Below are 22,551 nucleotides of genomic sequence, written 5' to 3' on the forward strand. Positions count from 1 at the left end.
ACTACAGACTGATTGCTTCTGCGTTCCACTCCGGATAGTGCTCTCTGATATACTGATTTAATGCAACTTCGGCTGGCGTATAAACGCGTGTTGCAGTCTCCTGACTTGCATCCCCAGGCTCGGAGATCATACCCGCACCAACGGTGACATTAGTCAGTCTGTCAATAATGATAAATGAACCTGTACCAATCACTTGGCTATATTTATCAATCACAACTGGCGCAGACGTTTCAATGGTACAATTAGCAATTTCATTTAATTGCAACTCATTTGCTTCCGTCTGTTCAAGTGTGTTTACGTCGATACGATGGTTAATATTCGCAATTCTACCAAACGTATTTTTCGTGCCTACCTTCAACTCATACTCTTTACCAACTTGCATTGCCGCATCAGCCATCCATACTATTGTCGCAGCAAATTTGGATGTTGTCGTAGGTAGTTGCTTATCATCATTGCTTGACTTAACAATGACGTCACCGCGAGAAATATCAATTTCATCTTTCAACGTTAACGTAACGGCTTGACCTACAAACGCACTATCGAGGTCACCATCCGCAGTCACGATTCTTTCTATTGATGACTCTTTACCCGATGGAAAAACAGTCACTTGATCACCCGTATTGATAATGCCACTCGCTATCGTGCCGCAAAACCCACGGAAATCTAAATTCGGACGATTAACATACTGTACCGGCAAGCGGAATGTATCTACATTTTTGTCGTCACTGATGGTGACTGTATCCAGTAACTTCATTAATGTTGCGCCTGGGTACCAATCAAGGTTATCGCTTTTATCGACAACATTATCGCCTTTCAACGCAGAAATCGGCACAAAACGTATATCTGGGATATCAAGCTGTTCCGCAAACGCTTTGTAATCAGCCTTAATTTTACGGTATACATCTTGGCTATAGTCCACCAGATCCATTTTATTAATTGCGACAATAATGTGTTTTAAACCTAGCAGCGAAGCAATATAACTATGACGTTTCGTCTGTGTTTGAACGCCTTTACGTGCATCGATCATAACGATCGCTAAGTCACAATTAGAGGCGCCCGTAGCCATATTACGCGTGTATTGTTCGTGTCCAGGGCAATCAGCAATAATGAATTTACGCTTTTCTGTCGCAAAATAACGGTAAGCGACATCAATAGTAATTCCTTGTTCACGTTCAGACTGAAGACCATCCACTAACAGTGCTAAGTCGAATTCTTCATCCGTGGTATTAAACTTTTTAGAGTCATTTTTTATTGCCGCCATATGATCTTCGAAGATCAATTTTGAGTCATGTAATAGGCGACCAATTAAAGTAGATTTACCGTCATCGACATTGCCACAGGTCAAAAAACGCAGCATGTCCTTATTTTCATGCTGCTTTAAGTAACCTTCGATATCGGTTTCTAATAAATTTGATTGTGTTGAAACTGTCATTATGTTTCCTTTGAAAATGGTTGGGTTAATTAAAGTTACAAAAGGTAATTACCTAAAAAGTTACTTTTAGAAATAACCTTCCATTTTCTTTTTCTCCATAGAACCGGATGAATCGTGATCAATTACACGACCTTGACGCTCAGAAGTTTTCGTTAACAACATTTCTTGAATGATTTCAGGGAGTGTTGTTGCATTTGATTCGACAGCCCCAGTCAGAGGATAACATCCCAAAGTTCTAAAACGTACCATCTTCATTTCAGGCTTCTCACCCGCTTTTAAAGGCATACGTTCATCATCAACCATTATCAGTGCGCCATCGCGCTCGACGACTGGGCGTTCAGCAGCCAAATACAGAGGAACAATATCTATGTTTTCAAGATAAATATATTGCCATATATCAAGCTCCGTCCAGTTACTCAAAGGAAAAACTCGAATGCTCTCCCCTTTATTCACCTTACCGTTAAAGGTATTCCATAGCTCAGGACGTTGATTTTTTGGATCCCAGCGATGATTTTTATCGCGGAACGAATATACACGCTCTTTTGCACGTGACTTTTCTTCATCACGGCGTGCACCACCAAATGCAGCATCAAACTGGTATTTATCTAGTGCTTGTTTTAATGCCTGTGTTTTCATGACATCGGTATGCTTAGCACTGCCATGTGTAAACGGACCAACACCCGCCTCGACGCCTTCTTCATTGATGTGCACCAACAAATCAAAGCCCAGCTTCTTCGCCATGTTATCTCTAAACTCGATCATCTCTTTAAACTTCCAAGTTGTATCAACATGAAGTAATGGGAATGGTGGTTTAGCTGGGTAAAAAGCTTTCATCGTTAAATGCAACATCACTGCGGAGTCTTTTCCAACAGAGTACAACATCACGGGGTTATCGAACTCTGCAGCGACTTCACGAATAATATGAATAGCTTCAGCCTCAAGTGCCTTTAGGTGGGTAATGTTTAAATTCATTTTATCCCTCTCTAATTAAATTTCTCTATTTGAAGCAGAAGCAAAAACTTGTTTAATAACATCTACTGTCTTGTTAATTTCGGCTGTAGTTAGCGTTGGATGAACCAAAAACATTAATGAGGTTTCACCTAACTCCACAGCATTTCTCAAACGCTCATCTGGTCGCCATGGCGTGTTATCAAACGCTTTTTCTAAGTAAACTTCAGAACAACTTCCTTGGAAACAAGGTACTCCTAGCTCAACAATTTCGTTAACGATGCGGTCCCGAGTCCAGTCTGTTTTTAATTCCTCAGGTTTCACAAACATATAGTGTTTGTATTCTGCGTGTTCACAATACTCAGGTACATCAACGAGTCGAATACAGCTAAACTCTCTTGCTGCATCATCGAGCTGTGCCGCATAATTTTGACGTGTGGCCGTCCAGTTTTGCATTCGAGTCAATTGAATTCGACCAATTGCGGCCTGCATTTCTGTCATGCGCCAATTGGTACCAAAACTTTCATGAAGCCACCTAAAACCAGGAGGATGTTCTCGATTATAAACGGCATCATGGCTCTTGCCATGATCTTTATAGCTCCACATTTTTTGCCAAAGCTCTTTGGAGTTTGTGGTCACCATGCCACCTTCACCGCCGGTGGTCATGATTTTATCTTGACAGAAACTCCACGCACCAACGTGACCTATACTTCCAACCGATCTACCTTTATATTTTGCACCGTGCGCCTGCGCACAGTCTTCTATTACATAAAAGCCATATTCTTCACTTAATGCCATAATGGCATCCATTTCAGCAGGCATTCCAGCCAAATGAACAACAATGACGGCTTTAGTCTTTGGTGTTAGTACCGCTTTAATTGACTCAGCAGTTATGGCCTGACTATTTAGATCTACATCAGCAAAAACAGGGGCCGCACCCGCGGTTACAATACTGCTGGCAGAAGCTAAAAATGTACGAGGTGTTGTGATGACCTCATCTCCAGCTCCAATATCCAAAGCTTTTAAAGCAACATCTAGCGCAAGTGTTCCATTCGCTAATGCAACAGCAAATTCTGACTCAGCCCATGTCGCAAATTCCTTTTCAAACTCTCTGCCTTGTGTACCAGTCCAGTAATTCACTTTATTGGACAGTAAAACGCGACTTACGGAATCAGCTTCTTCTTGTGAAAAGCTTGGCCATGGTGAAAATGAAGTATTCAGCATAATTAGTACTTATAAAAACCTTGTTTTGTTTTACGACCTAAATAATTTGCGCGCACCATTTTTCTAAGTAGTGGATGAGCACGGTATTTAGGGTCTCCAGTCTCTTTGTATAGCGTATCCATAATAGAAAGGTTGACGTCATTCCCTATTAAATCAGCTAGGGCAAGTGGTCCCATAGGGTGATGCGCCCCATATTTCATTGCTTTATCGATATCCTTAGCCGTCGCTACGCCTTCGGCTAAAATAGACACAGCCTCATTGATCATGGGAATTAGCATTCTATTGACTACAAAACCAGGAGCTTCATTTACAAGAACCGGTTTTTTCCCTAAAGATTGAGTAAATGCGGTCATCTTCTCAATGAGCTCTGAGCTTGTCTCATGACCAGCTACAATCTCAACAAGCTCCATCAGGGGGGCTGGGTTGAAAAAGTGCAGTCCAATTACATTTTTTGGATTAGGAAGGACACTCGCAAATGCTGTTATTGAAAGTGAGGAAGTATTTGTAGCGACAATAGTATCCTCATTCACAAATTCAGAAAGCGTGCTGAATAAACTCATTTTTTCAGTAAAGTCTTCAGAAATAGCCTCAATCACCAAATCAGAATCAGCACACACACTATAAGTATCATGTAAATGAATGGCATCAGCAGCAGCGACAGCTATTTCTTCAGACAAATGTCCTTTGGATACGAGCTTCTTAAGCTGTCTGCTAACTTGCTGTTTTACAGATTCTGCTTTTTCTAAACTACGCGCAACAATATTCACTTCAATTTGTTGCTCTGTACTAGTTAATACTTGGCATATTCCTGCCGACATTACCCCTGAACCGATGATTGTGACTTTCATACCTCTGGTAACTCCTTCAGTTTTTTCGCTGGATTTCCTGCAAAAATCGTAAAATTAGGAATGTTCTTAGTCAACACTCCCCCCATACCTAACATGGCGCCTCTACCAATATCTACACCTTGTCTTATAGACGCACCAGTTCCTACCTCGGCATAACACTCTAACTTGACATTGCCAGAAATTGCAGCCATTGGTGCAACAGTTACAAAGTCGCTAATACAAGTTTCATGGCCCACTGTGACATTCAAGTTTAAGATGACATGCTTGCCAACAGAAATATCTGTAGTAAGAATAGTGCCAGCACAAACCATACAGCCTGCCTCAAAAGTAACTGTCTTTGAGTATCTAACGGAGGGGTGTATCAAGGTAGCAAAAAGTGGTTTGCCTTGCTGTTCTAGCTTTTCAGCTACGATTGCTCTCACACGAGGGTTACCAATGGCAATCACTATCTCGGCATCATACTTAGTCCATTCATCCACTGCCCCAAGGACTTCAATGCCTTGAACTAGTGAGCCATGTGTCTCGGGATTATCGTCAAGGACTCCTATGACATCTCGGTCGCAATCTTGTGCAAGCCATACGATCTCTTTTGCAAAACCGCCCCCACCAATTATTAAAATAGGCTTCATTATTTGCTTCCCTTAAAATCTTGTATCGTCATTGAATCACTGCCCGTGATCCCCTTTTTAAAACCGTTTTCTTTCTAAATAAAAACAAGCGCCAACTTAAGTTAACACTTTTATTCATCTATCGCCCTAATTACATCAAAACTCTCAGCATAACGTGCGCCAACATAACATCCTCTTAAGCCTGCAAGGTGTTCAATCGCTTGGATAGATCGAGAATTTGGAAATGGCTTTAACTGACTTTCAAAACAACCCATTGCTTTGATTTTTTGGTTAAAATCGGCGTCGCTTACTTTGTTAAAGAAACGAGGAACAAAAACAGCTTCTGGTGTAGGGTGTCCCCACTCAGTTTCAGAGAGTGTTTCATAACTATAAATGTGAGTCACCGATTGCCCTGGTACTGGCCTCGCAGCAACAAGCGCGGCATTATAAATAACGCCATGATCTAAATGAAGATCACCTTTATGTGGGATGTACAATATATCGATTCCTTTTTCCTTTATCAAAGTGTTGATCAAGGTGGCGATTTTGTACTGAGGGTACTGTTCAAGTTGAGGAGCTGGTAAATCAAAAAAAACGGTTTCTTTGACACCAAGTAGCGTGTGTGCGGCCTTCGCTTCTGCTCTTGCTAAATCTACGGCGGTACTATTAAACAATTCAGGCGCGCCTACTGACGCGTTTGTCATAATTGCAACATAGACATTATCACCATTGCGAATATGCTTTGCCATTGTGGCGCCGCACCCCAATATTTCATCATCTGCATGGGGAGCTAAGACTAATACATTTTTCATCGATTCATTTCCATACATTTTTTAAGCTCTAACATCTCTTGCTTTAATTGATAGAGCTCTAATTCCACATCATATCCTAACTTTTGGCCGACACGAATGGCACTGGCATGTGTACTTATCACGACCCAAATCAATCCATTTCCAGTTTGAACTAATAATTCGTTATCACACGCCTTTAGGACTCTGCCTACAACCCCTTTGATTTTAAGCGTGTGCTCTGGTCGTGACTCAAGTACTTCAACCTTTTGGTTTTGATAGAATGTAAATGCACCGGGATGGGGCGCAGATGAAGCTTTGACAAGTCGGTCAATATCACTGGCACTATTGTGCCATTCAATTAACCCATCTTCTGGGCGTCTAGCACCAAACTCTGTTGCATATGCTTCATTTTGAGCAACCGGATGCCATTCACCCGCTTTCAAGGAAGGCAACATATTGTCTAAAGCAATATGCATCGCATCTAAAGTTTTGCTTTCAACGCTCGCCGCAGTGTCATGCGCTTCCACTGAGAAGTCTTGTTGCGCGACAATTGCGCCCGCGTCAGCTTCCTCTTCTAATAAAAAGAATGTGGCGGCACCATCCTGAACTTCCTTTACTAACCAAGCAATTGGTGCTCGGCCACGACCTCTCGGCAATTTTGTCGGATGAAAGCCAATTGCACCTACTTTAGGTGAGTCGATAATGCGTTTATCAACCAATTGAGAAATGCCAACAACAAACAAAAAATCAACCTCAAGTGCTTCAATATCAGAAATGTGATCGTTGATTTTCTTGAAAGGTGTAAACGCAATACTTTTAGACTCACATATTGGGGCCAAATTCTGGTATCCACTGACAAGTTCAGTATTGTCTGGGCTAAAGCCAAATACGTGGGATATTTCTAATTCATGCTGAACTAACTTTTCAAGCGTCACCAAGCTTGAGCTGACTCCACCGATTAAAGCAACTCTCATTTAGACTTACCCCACTTCTCGCCAAGTAAGACGATAAGAATTGTTCTAACGATTATTTTAATATCCATAAAAAAGCTATGATTCTCGGCATAGAAGCGATCATACTTCCAGCGCTCTTCCCAAGTGAGGTGGATATTGCCATTTACTTGTGCCAACCCCGTTAAACCAGGTCTTACAGTAAGCCTAGACCGTCCATCTTCATTAAACTCACCAACTAGCGCTGGAAGGCATGGCCTAGGGCCGACAATTGACATTTTTCCACTCAAAACATTAAACAGTTGTGGCAACTCATCAATTTTCAATCGCCTAATAACTCTGCCTAAACGTGTAACATCACTGGTTGCTTTGGTAACTTGAACGTTAAAATCTCTTTTAACATCGGTCATAGTTCTAAATTTGTAAATTTCAAACTCCTCACCATGCAACCCGATTCGCTTTTGTTTAAACAATATCGGCCCTCGACTTGTTAATTTAACCAACAACGCAGTGGCAATTAACAATGGAGAAAGCAATAATATCGCTAAAAAGCTCAGCGAAAAATCAAAAATATGTTTCATAACTGATTACTCTGAAAAGAAGCTCACTAACTAGCTTCTACATTACTCAAAATCTCTGTGTACTGTTTAGAAAGTTGCTCATAGTTCCTATTTTCAATTAACCACTTACGACCCTTCCCTGTGTAATTAGCTAGTTCATTAGGCTCCATTTTTGCAAAACGTTCTATCTCTGATACCAGCTTTTCTACTGAGCCTGACTCAACAAACTTGCCACAGTTTGCCTCGTTAATCATAGATGGATAACCACTGTAGGATGCCAGTATTGGTTTATCTGACAGCATATAGTCAATCACCTTGTTTAAGGACTGACCATATTTCCAGACTTCAGAATCAAACACCGAAAAATAAAGTAGATCGCCATAAGACAAGACACTTTGTACCTGTGTTTTTGGCACCTTAGGCGCAAAAACCAAGTTCTCTAAGTGTCCGTATCGCGCTTTATACTCGGATTTTAATGCACCATCCCCGACTAAAATAAAGCACACATCTTTGTTATCTTTCATGGCTTCGGCCGCTTCAAAGAATGGCTCCAGCGCATTGGTAATACCTATTGTTCCGGCATGCACTACTTTAAATACATCATCTCTAATCAGGTAATCTTTTGCATATGTGTCCGACACACTTTCCTGCTTCGAAATCACATCCAAATCAATCCCCATCGGGATGCATGAGACTGCTTTTTCATAGCCTAATGATTTAGTGACGTGCTCAGTTAGATTAGGCATCGTACCGACTATATGATCTGCTTTCTTATAACCTAGCTTTTCGATATATCTCAGTAGCAATACAAAAGGGTGCTTCGGGTTGACCCCTCCTTCCTCTGTAATTGTCAGTGGCCAAATATCTCTGACCTCGAAAACAAGTGGACATTTATATTTTCGGCTCAGTCTCAAACCATTCAAGACCGTTAGCAACGAGAGACTCGATACAATGATCACATCCGGCTTTTTTAGCTGCTCAGTATTAAAACGAAATAAATTCCATTCAAAATGAAACCAAGTTAGGATTCTTTTGGAAGACTTAGCAACTGAGTATTTTAGCGTTTTAAGCCAGACAACTTTGACGCCATCTTCTTCAATCACCTCATTGCTATTAACCAGCTCGGGAACACTCGTCAGATTATTAGAATCTGAAACAATGGCGATAGGCTCAATACCTTGTTTACTTAAATTTTTTAGAAGCAGCCAATCACGGCCGCCTCCTGTTCCTTTAAGAGGTGGTGAAAAGTATTTAGATATATACCAAACAACTTTAGGCATTATTAATCGACCTTATAAAGTTTTGGAATTCGATTGATAGTACCAATCACGTCTTTGAAATCCATCCCTAGTGCATCTAAATACCAACGAATATTTGGATATCTCGGACGGTTTTCATCTTCAACTAACCTAAGGGCTTCTTCTCTGGTAATTTCACCTTCACGAATTTGGTTACTTCTAAACGTATCATGCTCAGAAAAACCAGCCACGGTGTAATACATATAGTTATAAAGCGCAGCAGTACCATCACCAATTCGCCATGTTGTACTAGTATCAACAGCAACTTCCCAATCGTATTGGTTTATTAAGGTGTCATCAATAGTGTGCTCATCCCAACGCCAGTAATCAAAGATATGGTAATAATCTTTTTTCTCTGTAAAGCTGCGGTAGTATTCACCAGATAACGTGTCCCATAAAGAGCTATTAAAGTACCCAGGACTCTTCATCATTGCTTTTGTTCTTAGGTAGTGATAGCGCATCTGCTTAGCGATACCATGAGAGTATACTTTTTCTTCTTCAAAATAAGGCGGAACACCTAAGAAGCCAGCTTTAAAGTGAGTTACTTCGAGTGGATTAACACCCCACAGGTTCAAATTAATCCCTGTTTGCTTTTTAACCGACTCAACGTATCTGAAGAAGTGCTTGTCACCGGCGGTTAGTATAGAAATCATACCTAGATGCGGTGCTTTTAACCATGCTTTTAAGTTCTTCGCAATATTTTGTCTTTTCTTCGAAATATCTGCCGCTACAATGATATTTTCAACACCCAATTCAGCACACATGCGGCTGATATTGCGCCTACCCAGATCCGTTACCATACCCCAGTCATACGTGTAGGTAACAGGCTTCATTTCGAGCTCTTTAACAATCAGGTGTAGACCATAACAACTGTCTCTTCCCCCTGAGAAAGGAACGATACAGTCAAGTTGACTACCAGGACGACGATACGGCTTTATTAAGTCAAAAAGCTCTTCTTTTGGCTTAGGTATATTGCGCTTTTTGTAATTGTGGCAATAGTTACACACGCCATCCTTATCGAAGTGTATAAATGGCATTGTTTCAGGGAGTATACAACGAGTACAGCGCTTGATTTCAGGCTTATCATACTCGAGCATATCCTCTTCTTCTTTTATTGACTTGAACTCTGGAATCAAATCTTCAACACGATGATTATCATCAGAAACATTGCCAACTTGATGAGATGGTACATCAATAATTACTTCGTCTTCTTTGATCTGCTCAATGTTAGAACACGCTAACTCTGAAAGAGGGAAACGCTCTGATGAGAAGTATTTAGAACCCGATTTTTCACCTAGATACAAGCTGCCATTATTCGAAAATAGCACAAGCTTGCCAATGTCAGCGAATAGCAGAGCGCAAGAGATGACACCTCTACACTTTTCAAGAATATATTGAGATACACCTTCAATCGAATCGTTTTTAGCTTTATATTCTTCAGCTAAGGCTACAATAATTTCAGAATCTATCTGCAACCTTTTCTCTAGGCCTGTTTCTTTCCAAACATCATTGTCATTGACTATGATGCCATTGTGGATTGCTACAACATTATCTCGAACAACTGGCTGATTATCACTTAGCCCATTGGTTATTAGACGGCTATGGCCAAGTAAAATGCTTGAACGTTCAAGCTTTGTTTTCTTTAAAAGTACGTTAACATCAAAATCTGCACGCTTTACTTTATATTGGCTTTCATCAATGAAGACAAACCCGCTTGAGTCTCGGCCCCTTTGTCTAGCGTGGGAGACAAGCTCTTTAACTTCGCTTCTAACCACTTCCCCGGTTGAAATAACACCAAAAATTCCACACATAACGCTTCCTATTTCCTACAATGCAAAGCATTCTTATTCGATTGAATGTATTAATAAAATTTATTTAATTGTTTTATAAAACTCAGTCAGTTTTTTAAACTCAATGTCCCAAGAGTATTTTTTCTCTAGTATTGCTTCTGAGTTTTGACTCATTAAATTAAGTAGCTCGGGATCAGTGGCTAACTTCTCCAAGGCTACTTCAAATTCTTCGTCGTTTAGAGGGTCAACGCAAAACCCGACATTGTTGTCTTCAACAATTGGTTTATAAAGCTCAAAGTTTGAAGTAATCACCGGCATTTTCATGCCTAGGTATTCAAAAAGCTTCGTTGGGTATGAGCCAACATAATTTGGCAGAGGGAGAAGCATTGCGACACCCACATGGCACTTAGCGATAATTTCCCAAGCTTCCTTTGGCGGTAATTGACCATAAAAGTTAAAGTTTGACAGCTTCTTTTTATACGCTTCTATACACTGCTTACTCTCTTCAAAGTAGACAGGGCCGATACAATCAAACCTTACTTTAATGCCTTTCTTTTCAAGTTTTTCGATGGCCTTTAGGGTGCCATCTAGGTAGCGCTCTTTACAGACCCCACCAACGTAGCCAATACTAAACTCTTTATGTTTCGTTTTATCGATGGCACTCAGTTCGCCCAGTAACGGCATGTTTAACAGGTCAATAGCACTGCGCACATACTGGTAATCTTCTTTGTAAGAAGTTTCGGCATAAACAACATTTATTCTCTTAAATACGAACTTTTCGATTGCTGGCCAAATTATCGACAGAGACTTTTTGACGAGTGGGTGCACGTTTTTAGTTTTAAGCTGCCTAGGAAAGTTTTCATGCATATCATACACGACCGTTCTACCAAATAGCTTGAGTATGAACAAAATTGGGATAAGTTCTGGATCATGCGCATGGTAAATATCGAACTTATTCCTTAAAGTAAACATAAGCACTGCTGGTAGCGTAAACAACAGCCTTGCCAAGCCATTACTGCGCTTTTTCAGCGCTTTAATGTTAACACCATCTCGCTTTTCATCGCTGTCTTCTTGCACCAAAAAAGTAACGTCGACTCCTGAACTTGCTAGTGAAACGCATTGCTTTTTAAAAATTCGTATGTCCTTAGAATCATGGACTGATGATATATGGCAAACTTTCACAAGGCTCTATTCCTATATTAATATTTTTCAAAAAAACGCAACAAAACAAATTAGGCAGTAAAAAAACGTATTTTTCAACTTAAGTTAAATTTCTTTTCTGAATTTGAACTGCTCAGCAAAACAAAGACCGATAAAAACGCAAACAAAAACTTTACTTCAGCAAATGATGACGACTTCAATGCATTCAGTAGGATATAAATTAGAATGCATACAGCAGGAAACCCTATTTTGCGATAAGTTAAGCCAAGGTGATAAAAACAAAAAAGCGTAAAGGCTAGCAATCCCAAAAGGCCAATTTCAAACCATATTTCTATAAATATATTATGTGGATATGACCTGATATCCAATCCAGTGGTCACCATTCCATAGCTTCCGAAACCATAACCTAATAACGGATTACTTTTAATATGCATCCAAGAGTCAACGATATGATTTATCCTTACGTTCGCTGACGACCCCATGTCATCGCTAAATAATAAGAATAACCTATTAAGGCTCCCTTCTAACATATCTTGCATAAACTCTACCGTGCCAATCAAGCCGATGAACACAAATAGTAATGCGAAGAGAGAGATAAGTACTTTTGGCGTAAATATTCTAAAGAATCCATACATGTTCAACCAAATTAAGATGCTGACCAACACGGTAAAAATAATTGGCCCCCTCGCTCCCGTCAGAAACAGTACCAGCGCAAAACATGCCAATTTAAGGCTGATCCCTTGTTTCAAGGCGAACAACAACAAGATATTCAGACCACATAGATAGCCAACGACTAAGTAGTTTTCCCGTATAATTCCAAAATCAGAACTGCCCGAAACCAACGGGTAAAGCAGAATAAAAATGATCGTTAATACAAGCGATACATTGATAAAACTCTTTAGAAAAGACTGTATATTAAAGTCTTTATAGATCTGAGGTAAAAAATAGATGTACACACATACGAAAAAGCTCAGCAGTTTCTGATAGAAATATTGTTCAGAGTGAGTGTACAGTAGTGATAAAAATACAAAAAAGAGAAATGACCCTAAACTGCAAAGCCCAATCAGTGAGTAATTACTCACCATCTTCCTCTCATAGCTAGTCAGATACTCCTTGAAAAGCAAAAGCAATAGAATACCAGCCACAGCTAAAGTGAAATCAATACTTCCAAAATTCAATATGTTCAGGTATTGCTTAAAAAACCCTGACAGCAACAATAGTACAAACCATAACTCTTTAGCAGCAAACGTATTTATTATTTTCATGCTTCCAGATAGTTCCTAATCAATTAGCGCTTTTCCAATAGTAAATCTAACTCTCTGTTAACCCTCACATGCCAAGGATCAACGTAGTTTTCCAACGCATCTTTTCCTTTGGTACGTATATCAGATTGCAGTTCAGCATCTTCTATCAGGTTAGAGATCAAGTGTGCTGCTTCGTCATTCTTATTGATTAGCAATGCAGATTTTTCATGTTCTAAGAAGTTGCATAAGGCTGGTTCACGGTAGCTTAATATCACCGAGTTACAACTTAGCGCTTCAAGAAGCACATTGCTCAAGTTTGATACTTTCTGAATACTGAGCACGCAGATAGCGTCATGCATATACTTGAAGAGCGACGCTTTGTCCATCGTCCCCAAATACTGAACGTGCTCAGACAACCCAGCGGTGTCTACGTAACGCTCGATTTTTTCCCAGTAATTTTTATCCGTCAGGTGGCCAACAAATAACAACTTGACGTCTTGATGGCCCAAACGATGCAAATCCTCTAGGATCTTAACAGCCTCTAACTGTTGTTTTTTCTCGGATATTCTAGAAGGATAAATAAGATATCGAGATGTTTTGGCCGTCGTACTCAAGTCAACATCAGAGTAATCAAAACCATTTGCCCAGTATTTAAACACATTGTCTTTACGACCAATCTCTTGATTTAGGAGATCAGATGGAGAGCCATCATTGGTAGCAAGAATAAAATTGGAACGTAGCTTAAACATCAAATAGAACAGAGGTGATTTTAAGGCAAACTTAAGCTCCCCCTGAGCTTGATACTTTTCATAGTACGTGTTTATACCAAAAATCCGAACACCAACTGGCGTATTGGTAATTTTGGCAGCAATCGTCCCCGTGACACCTTTCGGTCCAAGAGAATAAACGAAAGATGGCTTCACAGCTCTAATTATCGAACATACCTTATAAACAGTATAAGCAATATCATAAGCGGCTTTTAACGACTTTGAACTTGGCCACGGCAATACAGTGATATTGGTATTTGAAAAATAATCACTCGATATATCACTTTGTTTAAATTCGCTCGTGAGAACAATCAATTCTACTTTAACATTACGGCGATTAAGCTCTTCTAGCGGTTTAAAAAATGCAGGCATGCCTTTTGGGGTAGCGCCTTTTTCCAGCAAGACATCTTTTAAGCCGGACCAATCAGAAGTCACATAGACAATAGAGTCTCTTGAGTGCGTTAAATTATTCATTCCAAACATAACCAAGCTGTTCTGTCACGCCTTTCAAGATGGGCTCTATTGCAGTGATTTGAGCATCAGAGAACTGGTTTCGCCATCGTCCAAATGATGAGCTAGACAGTTTAATTTGCTCCATCGCGTTGCTTCTGCGAACGCCCGCAAATTCTAGCAGCTTATCCACATTTGTCTCTTTATTATTGACTAAGCTTTCAAGCGACATGGATAAAAACTGTTCTCTATTCAAAGATGCGGTTTGTTCAAGAATTTTAACGTATAAGTCCCGACATATAATGGCTGATTTCACGACATCACTCGGCATCCATCTTTGCTTACAAAACGAAGCAACAACATCTCTAGGATCTCGATAAATATGTATAAACTTGGCATCATCGAAGAGTTGCGATAGTTCCCGACAAAATAGTAAATTCCACGTATTGTCTTCGACTAACACGCTTTTGTTACGCAATTTGAAGGCACCGTCAAATAAGCGCTGTAAAAAGCCTTTGAATATTGTGTATAGCGCTTCTTCTGAAAAGTTTCTTCCGTAAACAATTTCGTGTTTAATATCAAAGCTTTCTGCGCCGGCCCAAGAGCCCCTGTAAGTTAATTCCGTTAAGTCCTGTATTAAACGTTGTACTTCAACCTCATAGGTTGGGAAATGTTTCTCAAGCTCCCACCCATGATATGAATCCGCATTAATATTCTTCTTTAACCATGCATTGGAACGGATCAACTCACCAACAAAGTGTTTCAATGCGGACTTTGATTGAAGCTGCTTTAAAAAGCGCTCTAACCTCTTAATTTTACGATCTGCCATGTAAGGAGACCAAGCGCTGGTATACGATTGAATAAAATCAACAATACCATCAGGATCGATTATAAAACGATATTCGAAAGGGAAACCTAAGACTTCCTCTCCTTTTGTCAGCAACTCCCTCGTGATAGAAGTACCACTGCGGCCAACACCTCCAATAAATACATATTCGGCCATGCTTACTTCCATATCCAACGGATTACATTGAAGGCTTCCGCATAGGGTACACCAATTTGCATACCTCTGACCTTAGCGAGGTTCTCTAAGTCAGATGACTTATAAGGCCTCATACCTTGAGATTTGTACTGATCGAATGCCGCTTTTTTCGCATTAATATTTTCTTGGTCAACCTCGACAAGTAGGTTAGCTTCAAATTTTATGTTATTCCAAGCAACCTCGTAGCCTAACATCGTACAACCTTTAAATGCACGAACACCTTCTTCATAAATCGTAAAGTGATCTTGGTGACAATCGAATGAAGCGGGCATCAACACAAGATCAGGTCGTATCTCTTTCCTTTTCTCAACCATTTTTTCAAGTATTTCTTGGCGAAACTTCGGAAAGTGGCGTACAGGAAACTTCCATGCAGCAACCTGCGCTTCTTTGATACCGAGCTTGGAAGTCGCTTTGACAACTTCTTTCGCTAAAATGTCCTTCGGTAACCCTTCTGGCACAGACTCTTCACACGTTGAAAATGCAATATAATGCACATCTGCGCCTTCATTTATGAGTTTATTGATTAATGCACCGGCACCAATTTCACCATCATCCGTATGGGGTGCAAGCACAAGCACCTTTTCAAATTTAATCATTTATCCCATCCCTAGTTTCTTTCTAACGCTCAACAAAAACTCAATCAAACTTTCATCAGATTTGTAATCATAGTGAGAAACTCTAGGCGCTTTGATATAAGCTTCAAATTCAGCTTCTGTAAACTGGAGCTTCTTAATCAAAAACTCTTTGTCAGCATTGAGCATTTTTTCGTTATAAGGGCTAAGCTTCATTCTTTCTAACGCTTCGTCACGTGACAATTGGCCAGCGCAGACCAAATTAGAATAGTGACAACGCCTTTTATCTATATTGAACTTCTCTGGTAAGATGTAGCCTTGATAAAAACGAGTGAAAACAGATTCATGGTGTTTACCTCCGTACTCTTCCCACTCTAATTCAGTGATAAGCCTGTGGATCACATCTTTTCTTACAAAGTTGATGTAGTTGAGGATTTTAACGTTTTCGATGCCGTAGAATCGCTTATAAAACTGCTGCTTGATAATACCTGCCATCGGGTAGGTTTTTAGCTTGGTTTTACCAAATTTTTTGTGGATGTCATTGAGGTTAGACTTATCCGCCTTGGTATGTCGCCAAGACACCGGCATGATAGCCTCTGTAATGACGTTACCACCATTCAGTAAGTACTTGACCCCAAACTTAGCAGCTACTTTAAATATTACGGCTTTGATAGCGTGGTCGGTCGCTAGCTCAATGTCTACCACTGAGGCAGCAAAAAGTGAGCGCTGAATGTCTCGGAATTCAGTCCAATCGATAACATGCGTATATAGGTCAAACCCCGTGTTTTTAGCGATATTTTTCACGTTTTTCACGGCAATATCACTATTCCAGCCATTATCAAGGTGTACAAGTAGTGTTCTTAACCCAAGATCTTTCGCAAGTAACGCAACATAAGAACTATCAACACCACCACTGATGCCAACGATACAATCGTACTTTTTGCCTTTTCCTTTTTGCTTAACTTTAGCAACGAATTCAGACAGTTGTGATTCTTTCAATTCATCAGGAATGAGCTCAAATGCCACTTTTTTGTCATAATTTTTGCAGTGGTTACAAACACCTTGTTCATCAAACTCAATGTCAGGATCGGTCGTATCCATAATACATTTTGTACAAATTTTATAGTCCGTGTTTTGCATTTCTATAGCTCTTACTCTATCGGGTTAATAATATTATATTCAGACTGGTTTAAATAGTTTATTAAGACTGCTCTATGAGGGCCCTCATAAATAAATTTAGCACCGCAGGATACCGCAGAAGCCCCGCCTTTAAAAGCAGATTGGATGTCGGAAATTGTACTTCCTCCGCCATGAGCAATAACAGGCACATTTACGACTGAAGAAACTTCAGCAATCAGGTCCAAATCAAAACCGGATAAAGTTCCCTCCTGGTCCACACTAGTGAGTAAGATTTCTCCAACTCCTGCCTCAATACATTCTTCTATGTGCTTTATGTATGAGTGCGATAACTTCTTTTTATCTGTGTGCGAAAAGAGCTTATAACTACCAAAAAAACTTTTTTTGATATCAACACCAAGCACGATACTTTGGCTACCAAAAACTTTTGCTAAATCCGTAATTAACTGTTTGTTATTGAGTGACTGGTGATTAATCGCAACTTTCTCAATACCTGTTTGAAATATACGCTCGGCATCTTCCAAGCTTCTTACGCCACCGCCATAGCATACGGGCATAAAGCATTCAGAAGCGATTTCTTTGATTAACTCAAAGTTAGGACCCCGGTTTTGCTTAGATGCATCAATATCTAAAAGGATTAATTCGTCTACTTCAAGGTCATTAAACAACCTGACAGTATTAATCGGGTCACCAACATATTTTTTATTTTTAAATTTAATAGTTTTATGAAGCCCACCATCACTAAATAAGATACTGGGAATAACGCGTTTAAATAACATTTAAAGTCTCAACATTTAAAAATAGTTGTCAATCAATAACAATTGAGTTCAACTTATAACTTTCACCATCAGATTTAGATATAAAAACAAGGTTGTTATTTTTACGTTTAAACTGATATATCGGGTGGTCTACACTGCTAGTCATTGGCTCTGCCTCACCAAAGTCAAAAACAACTTTCCAGTCTTCTTGTGGTGTGGACAAAATATCATCTAGTAGCGGAACGTACCTCAGCTCTATATCTAATAATGCTTTTTGGTTTTTAAGGCTTTCACGAATAGAGCTATCAAACTCTTCTAAAAGCAGGCCGACGGACAATGGGTCTAGGTCCATTGTTTTGCCCTGTTTATAAGTCTTCAATAGCAGCTCCAAGTCTAACCCTTCATGAACACCAATGAAGTGACTAAAGAACGCAAGGTCAATTCCCGCATAACCACTAGATGCCCTAGATTTGGTACCTGGTGAGCTAGGGGTATTAAGTGAATATCCATCCTCACTATTCCATCCATGAAACCCTGTTCCCCACCAATAGTTCCATGCATAACCACTGTCTAGTTTTTCCATATGACGAATAAAAACGTTAGCTAACATTCTAGCATCGCGTGCCAAGTCGCTGTCTGAACTATACTCAGAGTAATTTAGTAGCAGTGAGCCAAACTTATTTTGAAAATTAAATGGCACATTAATGCCATCGTAATTTTGCGGGCTTGCAAACGGAAGCCTAAGATACGCTTCGTCCTCTAAGGCTATCCCTAAAGGATCATTTTCACTGGTTATCCAATGCTTTTTAGTTTCATCAATAATACACGCGACAGCACTGTCCACATCTTGCTCTAAAGCGATCATTTCTTCGCTCTTGGACTCTTTGCCTGACACCAACTTTAAAAATTTGGCCAATTCAGTGCCCACCATACTATCTAAAACACTGATTCTCTGAAGGCTGGTTTTATCAAGGGAGTATCGATTCGCGCTCCAACCACATGTTGACACGCCTTGATAATCTGAAATACCGCTGCGCTGATCCATTGTATTTAACACAGACTGGACATGGTTTGTGTATACATGTTCAATGTGATTGTCACTAAACTCGCTTGCGGCATTATATAAGAACTCTAATACCGAGGACTCATACCAAGAGACTCTGCCCCAATGGTTGGTATAATCTTTGTACGTTGATGTGCTATTCATCAAGTCGTTCCATCTCATCCATGACATGTGTTTCGCGTCTAGCATGCTTCCAGCATCGATATACGCCAAGTTACCCTGCTCGCCTAAACTTGGCTTTAGCTTGTGGCTATTACTAAACGTAACTTGCTCAATTGAATTGTCTTTCGTGTTTAACTTAAAAATTTGATAATAGCTATCTTTAAAAGAGGTGAACAACCCATCTTCGTTCATATAGTGAATGTTAGCGTCAATATCAATGGTTGCTAACGTGCTACTCACCAAGTTATATAAATAAATGTGACTGCTATCTGAGAAACCAAGTATTTTTGTTCCCGTAAAAAACACCGGCGAAAAGTTTTTTCGCCCCTTTGGTGTGCCTGCCAATTCATATGTATCACCTTGCTCTTGCAGAGGTTTCACATAAATACTCTCTGTACTACGGTCACTACTATAACCAACAAAAGAGATATAAGACGACTCTTCATCTAAAGAGAAATTTAATATATTTCCATGTGAAGCATCGCTCACTTTCGTTTTAATATTGTCTTCCAAGTCATAGGACCACAGTTGCGAAAAATAGCCTTCGGATGAGAGCTGCAGATAATAAAAAGATTTTCCGTCTGCTGATAACTTAGGAGAATAGACGGGGTTTGAAAACGTATACTTACGCAGAGCCAATGTATTCATATTGAGACTAAAAATTTCATAGTCACTATCTTGCATATAAAGGGCTTTTTCTGCGTGTCTATCAAAAGAAGCATTCCCACGTACTTCTATGCCATCTTCAATCAGTACATGAATAACTTGGATTTTTGTGTTGTCTGTAAGGTAATCGAAAGTGTCTGAAGCGCGAAGCTCAATGGCTTCTTCCCCTTCAAAAATAAAGTCGTTGACAATATCCACGATAATTGACGATGACATTTCCCCGCTTGGGATAGTGAGTAAGTTATCGGAGACAATGAAATCCTCACCGAGTGTGGCATCACCAATGGACGTAAATGAAAACGCAATATCCTGATCAGCTGCAACATGAAGTTTTGCTGTTATTTCAAAGCTACCACCCACCTCTTTTACTGTGGTTTTGCTCACCTCAAAGGTTACATCGTATTCATCCTTTTGTACGTTGTCATCAGAACAACCACTTAAAAAAATAACAGTCAACAACAGTAAAAAAGTAAGGTAGTAGCGCTTCATATGTTAATTCCTTATAACTGTGCAAAGCTTTTTAGCAGTTTTTTTCCAAACTTATGGCTTTTCTCAGGGTGAAATTGCGCGCCGATAATGTTCCCTTTTTGGAACATAACATCAAAATCAGTGCCGTAAGTTACTTGAGCAAGCCTATCGTCTGCATCTAGACATTGTACACAATATGAATGAACAAAATAATACCTTTCATTCGGCAGTGGATCTTGGTTGATGGCTTCCTGTTTTTGATAATTAATTAAGCTCCACCCCATATGCGGTACCTTAATATCATCGACAACTGGAATTTTTACAGTCTTAGCATTGATCCAACCTAACCCAGGTAATGTGCCCTCTTCACTGCTCAATGTCATAAGTTGCATGCCTAAACAAATGCCTAAAACAGGCGTGTTTAGTTCTAACACGGCTTTATTTAGGGCTTCTACCAAGCCTGATTCATTGAGCTTTTTCATACCATGGTCAAACGCCCCAACGCCCGGCAATATAATATGTTTAGCAGTCAAAATATCTTCAGGTGATGCGCTCACTTTTGCCTCGATGCCAACATGCTTACACATATTCACCAATGACCCCAAGTTCCCGGCACCGTAGTCAACAATTACCAACATTTCTATACCTCGACTTTAAATGTATCCATCCATTCAGCAAAAAATATTATCCGCCAAAAAGAGTGATCAAACTTCTGCTCGCCTTTTACCATACGAGTAAGTCGGTTTTTTGCTTCCTGATTCAGGATGCCTTTAGATTTTTCAACAGCCGAGTCAATGAGTTGAAGGTAATGCTCCGGATCATCTTTCACCCAGATCTCAGCAGGCGTAACAAAACCCATTTTATCAATTCTATCTTTAACCTTCGTCGGAAGGTAATTTTTCATGGACTCACGAAGAACGCGTTTTGTGATGCCTTTTTCAAGTTTGTAGGTACTCGGTAAGGAATATAGGAATTCAACGACTCGATAGTCTACGAATGGAACTCGCGACTCCACAGAAAAAGCCATAGAATCTCTATCACACCAACGAAGCTGTTTAGGCAAGCTGTGCTGAGTCATTTGTTGAAATGATAGCTTTTTCAAATCAAATACATCGGGAACAGCGGTTTCACTTTGGCTGTCAACTTTAAGCCGATCCAAATCTATCCAATTTACCTGTTTAGTCGGTCGATTGGTTATTTTAAATAAGAACTGGTTCAACGAGTCAGGTAATATGCCTCTAACGATTTTTGGTAAAGAGTACCCTAGACCATATCCATGGAGCTTTTTGAGCGCCTTGATTTCCTTCACCAATTGTAACCACTGACCTTTCGCAAATAAAGAGTACAGTAAAGGTCCGTAAAATGTGTGGTAACCACATAACTGCTCATCGGCACCATGACCGTCTAGCGTTACTTTCACGCCATTTTGACTCACGGTCTCGAATACCGACCATTCAGCAAAAACCGAAGGAGATAAAAACGGCTCATCCTGATGATAAATGATCTTAGGTAATGTGCTCGAAAACTTCTTATGCTCTAAATTGAAAAGGTGAGGTTCGATATTTTTGGTTTTATTTAACACTTCATGGACGAACTCGCGCTCATCAAAGCGTTTATGTTCCGAGCAACTAGAAAATGTTTTCTGTACTTGTTTCTGTTGTAAGAGGTCATTCACAACACACACAATTGATGATGAGTCAAGCCCACCTGACAAGCATGTGCCGATGGGCACATCAGCCCTCAGGCGATAGTCAACCGAACTCACAAACAATGATTCGAACTTTTCCACAGCCTCTTCAAAAGTACCAGTGAACTCTGGCGTATCCCAGTTGTACCAACGAATAGGATTCAATGTTTGCTGCGAATTTTTCGCGGATAAATAAGCATAATGCCCCGGCGGTAAATGCAATACCCCAGCAAACATGGTTTCGTGTGTGTGATCTGTCTGCCCCCAATTCAGGAAATCAAACGCTCTTTCATGATTTAGTTTTGCTTCCCAATTAGGCAACATTTGCAGTTGCTTAATTTCAGAAACAAATGCATAACCACCATCTTCTAATTGCCAATAATACAGTGGCTTAATGCCAAAGCGGTCTCTGGCAATAAACAAGTTTTGCTCTTGAGCATCATAAATCAGGATTGAGAACATACCGTTGAGTTTGGATAACATTTTTTCTTTCCACTCAACAAAAGCGTATAAAATGACTTCTGTATCGGTCGTCGACTCAAAGTGGTAACCCAATTCAACTAACTCAGATTTAATCTCGTCGCTGTTGTAAACTTCGCCGTTGTATATGATATTAAAACGCTGCTTGTTACAGGTCATAGGTTGATGACCTCGTGCTGACACATCACGGATCGCCAAGCGACGGTGAGCCAGCAACACATTGCCCGTTTCAGAAACACAGCTATCAACATCCTCTAACTGGAACATCTGCTGAGTTTCTACAGGTGACGTTTTACCAAACAGGTGCTTACCTGAATTGTTATCCCAGCTTGACAGATAGTAGCCCTCATCATCAGGCCCTCTATGCAAGATAGGTGTATTTAAATTGACTAAGTGTTCGAGTTTCATTCCCTTTGGGGAAAATATTGCCGAAATGCCACACATT

General features: G+C 40.0%; 20 protein-coding genes. All 20 read right to left on the reverse strand.

The genetic code is table 11. The annotated features are described in order from the left end of the window. Window position 1: 1 nt before the first annotated feature. The 20 genes from cysN to asnB all read right to left on the reverse strand — a co-directional run bounded on the left by cysN (window position 2) and on the right by asnB (window position 22,550). Window positions 2–1,432 (reverse strand): sulfate adenylyltransferase subunit CysN, encoded by a 1,431-nt coding sequence (gene cysN, locus L1286_RS07935; RefSeq protein ID WP_235406365.1) that lies wholly within the window; start codon window positions 1,430–1,432, stop codon window positions 2–4. A gap of 66 nt (window positions 1,433–1,498) precedes the next feature. Then, the gene (gene cysD, locus L1286_RS07940; protein WP_235406366.1) at window positions 1,499–2,404 is read right to left on the reverse strand and encodes a sulfate adenylyltransferase subunit CysD; all 906 of its coding nucleotides are present in this window, start codon (window positions 2,402–2,404) and stop codon (window positions 1,499–1,501) included. 15 nt (window positions 2,405–2,419) lie between these two features. Beyond that, entirely contained in the window at window positions 2,420–3,604 is a 1,185-nt protein-coding gene (locus L1286_RS07945) for a DegT/DnrJ/EryC1/StrS family aminotransferase (protein ID WP_235406367.1), read from the reverse strand. Window positions 3,605–3,606: 2 nt separating this feature from the next. Continuing rightward, window positions 3,607–4,452, reverse strand: coding sequence for a 3-hydroxyacyl-CoA dehydrogenase family protein (locus tag L1286_RS07950; RefSeq protein ID WP_235406368.1), 846 nt, complete (start codon window positions 4,450–4,452; stop codon window positions 3,607–3,609). Next, the gene (locus L1286_RS07955) at window positions 4,449–5,081 is read right to left on the reverse strand and encodes an acetyltransferase (protein ID WP_235406369.1); all 633 of its coding nucleotides are present in this window, start codon (window positions 5,079–5,081) and stop codon (window positions 4,449–4,451) included. The genes L1286_RS07950 and L1286_RS07955 overlap by 4 nt, the downstream gene beginning before the upstream one ends. Before the next feature lie 110 nt (window positions 5,082–5,191). Further along, complete coding sequence (locus L1286_RS07960; protein WP_235406370.1) at window positions 5,192–5,872, reverse strand: PIG-L deacetylase family protein; 681 nt, start codon at window positions 5,870–5,872, stop codon at window positions 5,192–5,194. Continuing rightward, window positions 5,869–6,825 (reverse strand): methionyl-tRNA formyltransferase, encoded by a 957-nt coding sequence (locus L1286_RS07965; protein WP_235406371.1) that lies wholly within the window; start codon window positions 6,823–6,825, stop codon window positions 5,869–5,871. Before L1286_RS07965 ends, L1286_RS07960 begins: the two co-directional genes overlap by 4 nt. Next, window positions 6,822–7,382 carry a sugar transferase gene (locus L1286_RS07970; protein WP_235406372.1) on the reverse strand — a complete coding sequence of 187 codons (561 nt, stop codon included), beginning with the start codon at window positions 7,380–7,382 and terminating at the stop codon, window positions 6,822–6,824. Before L1286_RS07970 ends, L1286_RS07965 begins: the two co-directional genes overlap by 4 nt. A 26-nt stretch (window positions 7,383–7,408) precedes the next feature. After that, window positions 7,409–8,641, reverse strand: coding sequence for a glycosyltransferase family 4 protein (locus L1286_RS07975; RefSeq protein WP_235406373.1), 1,233 nt, complete (start codon window positions 8,639–8,641; stop codon window positions 7,409–7,411). 2 nt (window positions 8,642–8,643) lie between these two features. Further along, window positions 8,644–10,470, reverse strand: coding sequence for a hypothetical protein (locus L1286_RS07980; RefSeq protein WP_235406374.1), 1,827 nt, complete (start codon window positions 10,468–10,470; stop codon window positions 8,644–8,646). A gap of 60 nt (window positions 10,471–10,530) precedes the next feature. Then, window positions 10,531–11,631: a glycosyltransferase family 4 protein gene (locus L1286_RS24220; RefSeq protein WP_235406375.1), complete on the reverse strand. Its 1,101-nt coding sequence runs from the start codon at window positions 11,629–11,631 to the stop codon at window positions 10,531–10,533. 74 nt (window positions 11,632–11,705) lie between these two features. Then, entirely contained in the window at window positions 11,706–12,875 is a 1,170-nt protein-coding gene (locus L1286_RS07990) for an O-antigen ligase family protein (RefSeq protein ID WP_235406376.1), read from the reverse strand. 23 nt (window positions 12,876–12,898) lie between these two features. After that, entirely contained in the window at window positions 12,899–14,095 is a 1,197-nt protein-coding gene (locus tag L1286_RS07995; RefSeq protein WP_235406377.1) for a glycosyltransferase, read from the reverse strand. Then, on the reverse strand, window positions 14,088–15,074 hold the full coding sequence (locus L1286_RS08000) for a sulfotransferase (RefSeq protein ID WP_235406378.1): 987 nt from the start codon (window positions 15,072–15,074) through the stop codon (window positions 14,088–14,090). Before L1286_RS08000 ends, L1286_RS07995 begins: the two co-directional genes overlap by 8 nt. Window positions 15,075–15,076: 2 nt before the next feature. Then, the gene (locus tag L1286_RS08005) at window positions 15,077–15,709 is read right to left on the reverse strand and encodes a PIG-L deacetylase family protein (RefSeq protein ID WP_235406379.1); all 633 of its coding nucleotides are present in this window, start codon (window positions 15,707–15,709) and stop codon (window positions 15,077–15,079) included. After that, window positions 15,710–16,825, reverse strand: coding sequence for an N-acetyl sugar amidotransferase (locus L1286_RS08010; protein ID WP_235406380.1), 1,116 nt, complete (start codon window positions 16,823–16,825; stop codon window positions 15,710–15,712). Window positions 16,826–16,836: 11 nt separating this feature from the next. Continuing rightward, window positions 16,837–17,601: an AglZ/HisF2 family acetamidino modification protein gene (locus L1286_RS08015; RefSeq protein WP_235406381.1), complete on the reverse strand. Its 765-nt coding sequence runs from the start codon at window positions 17,599–17,601 to the stop codon at window positions 16,837–16,839. A gap of 28 nt (window positions 17,602–17,629) precedes the next feature. Further along, a complete protein-coding gene (locus tag L1286_RS08020) occupies window positions 17,630–19,960 on the reverse strand; it encodes a Calx-beta domain-containing protein (protein ID WP_235406382.1) in 2,331 nt (776 codons plus the stop codon). Window positions 19,961–19,971: 11 nt separating this feature from the next. Next, complete coding sequence (hisH, locus tag L1286_RS08025) at window positions 19,972–20,577, reverse strand: imidazole glycerol phosphate synthase subunit HisH (RefSeq protein ID WP_235406383.1); 606 nt, start codon at window positions 20,575–20,577, stop codon at window positions 19,972–19,974. A 2-nt stretch (window positions 20,578–20,579) separates the two neighbouring features. Continuing rightward, window positions 20,580–22,550, reverse strand: coding sequence for an asparagine synthase (glutamine-hydrolyzing) (gene asnB, locus L1286_RS08030; RefSeq protein WP_268832138.1), 1,971 nt, complete (start codon window positions 22,548–22,550; stop codon window positions 20,580–20,582). Between the last annotated feature and the right edge of the window lies 1 nt (window position 22,551).

This window comes from Pseudoalteromonas sp. SMS1 (assembly GCF_021530565.1).
Classification (GTDB): Bacteria; Pseudomonadota; Gammaproteobacteria; order Enterobacterales; family Alteromonadaceae; genus Pseudoalteromonas.

Coding starts and splice junctions, on each gene's coding strand:
- cysN (WP_235406365.1), bottom strand. CDS start 1,432: ATGACAGTTTCAACACAATCAAATTTATTAGAAACCGATATCGAAGGT.
- cysD (WP_235406366.1), bottom strand. CDS start 2,404: ATGAATTTAAACATTACCCACCTAAAGGCACTTGAGGCTGAAGCTATT.
- L1286_RS07945 (WP_235406367.1), bottom strand. CDS start 3,604: ATGCTGAATACTTCATTTTCACCATGGCCAAGCTTTTCACAAGAAGAA.
- L1286_RS07950 (WP_235406368.1), bottom strand. CDS start 4,452: ATGAAAGTCACAATCATCGGTTCAGGGGTAATGTCGGCAGGAATATGC.
- L1286_RS07955 (WP_235406369.1), bottom strand. CDS start 5,081: ATGAAGCCTATTTTAATAATTGGTGGGGGCGGTTTTGCAAAAGAGATC.
- L1286_RS07960 (WP_235406370.1), bottom strand. CDS start 5,872: ATGAAAAATGTATTAGTCTTAGCTCCCCATGCAGATGATGAAATATTG.
- L1286_RS07965 (WP_235406371.1), bottom strand. CDS start 6,825: ATGAGAGTTGCTTTAATCGGTGGAGTCAGCTCAAGCTTGGTGACGCTT.
- L1286_RS07970 (WP_235406372.1), bottom strand. CDS start 7,382: ATGAAACATATTTTTGATTTTTCGCTGAGCTTTTTAGCGATATTATTG.
- L1286_RS07975 (WP_235406373.1), bottom strand. CDS start 8,641: ATGCCTAAAGTTGTTTGGTATATATCTAAATACTTTTCACCACCTCTT.
- L1286_RS07980 (WP_235406374.1), bottom strand. CDS start 10,470: ATGTGTGGAATTTTTGGTGTTATTTCAACCGGGGAAGTGGTTAGAAGC.
- L1286_RS07990 (WP_235406376.1), bottom strand. CDS start 12,875: ATGAAAATAATAAATACGTTTGCTGCTAAAGAGTTATGGTTTGTACTA.
- L1286_RS07995 (WP_235406377.1), bottom strand. CDS start 14,095: ATGAATAATTTAACGCACTCAAGAGACTCTATTGTCTATGTGACTTCT.
- L1286_RS08000 (WP_235406378.1), bottom strand. CDS start 15,074: ATGGCCGAATATGTATTTATTGGAGGTGTTGGCCGCAGTGGTACTTCT.
- L1286_RS08005 (WP_235406379.1), bottom strand. CDS start 15,709: ATGATTAAATTTGAAAAGGTGCTTGTGCTTGCACCCCATACGGATGAT.
- L1286_RS08010 (WP_235406380.1), bottom strand. CDS start 16,825: ATGCAAAACACGGACTATAAAATTTGTACAAAATGTATTATGGATACG.
- L1286_RS08015 (WP_235406381.1), bottom strand. CDS start 17,601: ATGTTATTTAAACGCGTTATTCCCAGTATCTTATTTAGTGATGGTGGG.
- L1286_RS08020 (WP_235406382.1), bottom strand. CDS start 19,960: ATGAAGCGCTACTACCTTACTTTTTTACTGTTGTTGACTGTTATTTTT.
- hisH (WP_235406383.1), bottom strand. CDS start 20,577: ATGTTGGTAATTGTTGACTACGGTGCCGGGAACTTGGGGTCATTGGTG.
- asnB (WP_268832138.1), bottom strand. CDS start 22,550: ATGTGTGGCATTTCGGCAATATTTTCCCCAAAGGGAATGAAACTCGAA.